The sequence below is a fragment of the Streptococcus cristatus genome (assembly GCF_963529205.1).
GTDB lineage: Bacteria > Bacillota > Bacilli > Lactobacillales > Streptococcaceae > Streptococcus > Streptococcus cristatus_O.
This window is the reverse complement of the sequence record NZ_CAURYF010000072.1, coordinates 1-3,183: the sequence shown is the minus strand read 5'-3', so window position 1 is coordinate 3,183 and position 3,183 is coordinate 1. Positions and strand designations below refer to the sequence as shown.

Sequence of the window (3,183 nt, the reverse complement as noted above, 5' to 3'; positions counted from 1 at the left end):
GTCAGACGCATCATAAAGCAACCAAGCTGCATGACGAACTGCAGGTTAGCTGTTGGGCAGGAGCCTGGATTGCTGTCGGTAGTCAGAGTGATGGCCATACCAGCTTCCAGCATCTTGCGGGCTGGTGCATAGGTATCTTCCATCAGACTGAAGGTAGTTGCTGGCAGAAGATTGCCGATAACCTTGGCTTCTGCCATCTTGCGAATACCTTCGTCTGTCGCCATCATCAAGTGTTCCGCACTGGTTGCTCCTAGCTCAGCCGCTACATCCACCCCGCCGATAGACTCGATTTCATCAGCATGGATACGAAGTTTGAAGCCCATTTCCTTAGCTTTAGAAAGTAAGTAGCGTGACTCGTCAGCTGTAAAGACGCCTTTTTCACAGAAAATATCACAGAACTCAGCTAGATTTTCTGCTTTTACCCGAGGCAGCATTTCCTCAACGATGAGTTCCAGATATTCCTGAGAACGTCCTTTATATTCTGGTGGAACGGCGTGGGCAGCCATAAAGGTTGAAACTAGATCAATATCATGGTCACGGTCCAAAGCTCCAACAACATCTAGCTGACGCTTCTCTGTTTCCCAATCTAAACCATAGCCACTCTTGGCCTCAACCGTTGTCACTCCATGAAGCAACATATAGTCCAATAACTTCTTAGATTTATTGTACAGATTTTCAAAAGAAGCTTCTCGCGTTGCTCGAACTGTACTGAGAATTCCGCCACCTTGAGCAAGAATTTCCAGATAAGGAACACCGGCTAATTTCTTGGCAAATTCATGCTCCCGGCTGCCACCGTAGACCAAGTGAGTGTGACAGTCGATTAAGCCGGGCGTAGCAATCTTACCCTCATAAGACTGAATCTTAGTATCTGGTCCAATCAGACTAGCATCTGGTTCTCCGCTGCCAACAGCTAAGATTTTGCCGTCTTTGACTGCAATGTAGCCGTCTTCTAACACTCGAGCTTCCTTCATCTCCGCTCCGAAAAGGGGATGCCCAAGATCGTTAGGACAAAAGACTTGATTAAAGTGAGTTAATAGTAAATCAGCAGTCATGTTTCTTCCTCCATTTTATTTCTAACATTTTTACTTGCTTTTCATCATAATACACTATCGTCAAATTATAGTCAAAAGCTTTTAAAAAATAGTAAAAATTCTTTTTTTCTATTTTATGTTTTTTTCTTGACTTTTTATGGACGGGGGTCTTATAAAATAAGGTCGAAACATATTTTATACTTGACTTAATAAGGAGGAATCTTCATGTCATACTTTAGTGAAAATGAAATTGCAGCAGCAATGACCGTCAAATTAGACGATGTGATACCTGAAAAAACGGTTTTCCAAGAAGGCATCCGCCGAGCACCTGACCGGGGCTTCCGTCTAACTCAGGCGCAAACAGAAATCGCTCTAAAAAATGCTCTTCGCTATATTCCAAAAAAATTCCACGAAGAAGTGATACCTGAGTTTTTAGAAGAATTGAAAACTCGCGGACGGATTTATGGCTACCGTTGGCGTCCAAAAGAACGCATCTATGGTAAACCAATTGATGAATATAAAGGAAACTGTACCGCAGCTAAGGCTATGCAGGTCATGATTGACAACAACCTGAGCTTTGAAATCGCCCTCTATCCTTATGAATTGGTTACCTACGGGGAAACTGGATCCGTCTGCGCTAACTGGATGCAGTATAATTTGATTAAAAAATATTTGGAAGTGATGACCGATCATCAAACTTTGGTTGTAGAATCTGGTCACCCTGTTGGTCTCTTCAAATCCAAACCAGAAGCTCCACGCGTTATCATCACCAACGGTCTCTTAGTCGGTGAATACGACAATATGAAAGATTGGGAAATTGCAGAAGAAATGGGTGTCACCAACTACGGTCAAATGACAGCCGGCGGTTGGATGTACATCGGCCCTCAAGGTATCGTCCATGGTACCTTCAACACCCTCCTCAATGCTGGACGTTTGAAACTGGGTGTGGCAGATGATGGTGATCTAACCGGCAAACTCTTCATTTCTTCTGGTCTAGGTGGTATGAGTGGAGCTCAAGGGAAAGCAGCCGAAATTGCTAAAGCTGTGGCAATCGTAGCTGAAGTAGACCAATCTCGGATTGAAACTCGTCACTCCCAAGGCTGGATTAGTCAATTAGCCGAAAGTCCAAAAGAAGCAATCGAACTAGCTCAGAAAGCTCTGGAAGCTGGTGAATCAACTTCCATTGCCTATCATGGTAACATTGTAGACCTCTTGGAATACGTCAACGAGAACAATATCCATGTAGATCTACTATCTGACCAAACTTCTTGCCACAATGTCTACGACGGTGGCTACTGTCCGGCTGGTATCAGCTTTGAAGAACGGACTCGCCTCCTAGCTGAAGACAAGGAAAGTTTTGCTAAGTTAGTTGACCAAACATTGGAACGTCACTTCAAGGCGATCAAGACCTTGACTAACAATGGCACCTACTTCTTTGACTACGGTAATGCCTTTATGAAGGCAGTCTACGACTCTGGCATCAAGGAAATTTCTAAGAATGGCTTTGACGACAAAGACGGCTTCATCTGGCCATCTTATGTAGAAGATATCATGGGACCTATGCTCTTTGACTATGGTTATGGTCCTTTCCGTTGGGTATGTCTGAGCGGTAAGCATGAAGACCTGGTTGCTACTGACCATGCAGCTATGGAAGTAATCGACCCTAACCGTCGCTATCAAGACCGCGACAACTACAACTGGATCCGCGATGCAGAAAAGAACCAGCTGGTTGTTGGAACTCAGGCTCGGATTCTCTACCAAGACTGTATGGGTCGTGTCAATATCGCCCTCAAGTTCAATGAATTAGTCCGCGAAGGCAAGATTGGCCCTGTCATGATTGGCCGTGACCACCATGACGTATCTGGTACCGACTCACCATTCCGTGAAACTTCTAATATTAAAGATGGATCTAATGTTACTTGCGACATGGCCGTGCAATGTTATGCCGGTAATGCAGCTCGCGGTATGAGTCTAGTGGCTCTCCACAACGGTGGTGGAACTGGTATCGGTAAAGCAATCAACGGTGGTTTTGGCTTGGTTTTAGACGGTAGTGAACGTATTGATGAAATCATCAAATCAGCTATCGCTTGGGATACGATCGGCGGAGTTGCACGTCGTAACTGGGCTCGCAATGAGCATGCTATTGAGACAG

The 3,183-nt window shown here is 44.8% G+C and carries 2 protein-coding genes; one reads left to right on the top strand and one right to left on the bottom strand.

Translation table 11 applies throughout. The features are described 5' to 3' along the window. On the bottom strand, positions 1 to 1,052 hold a 1,052-nt coding region (gene hutI, locus RWS39_RS09415), incomplete at its 3' end, for an imidazolonepropionase (RefSeq protein WP_314482918.1). 204 nt (positions 1,053 to 1,256) lie between these two features. On the opposite strand from hutI, the gene RWS39_RS09410 reads away from it, so the two are divergent. Next, a partial coding sequence (locus RWS39_RS09410; RefSeq protein ID WP_314482915.1) for a urocanate hydratase occupies positions 1,257 to 3,183 on the top strand: 1,927 nt, incomplete at its 3' end.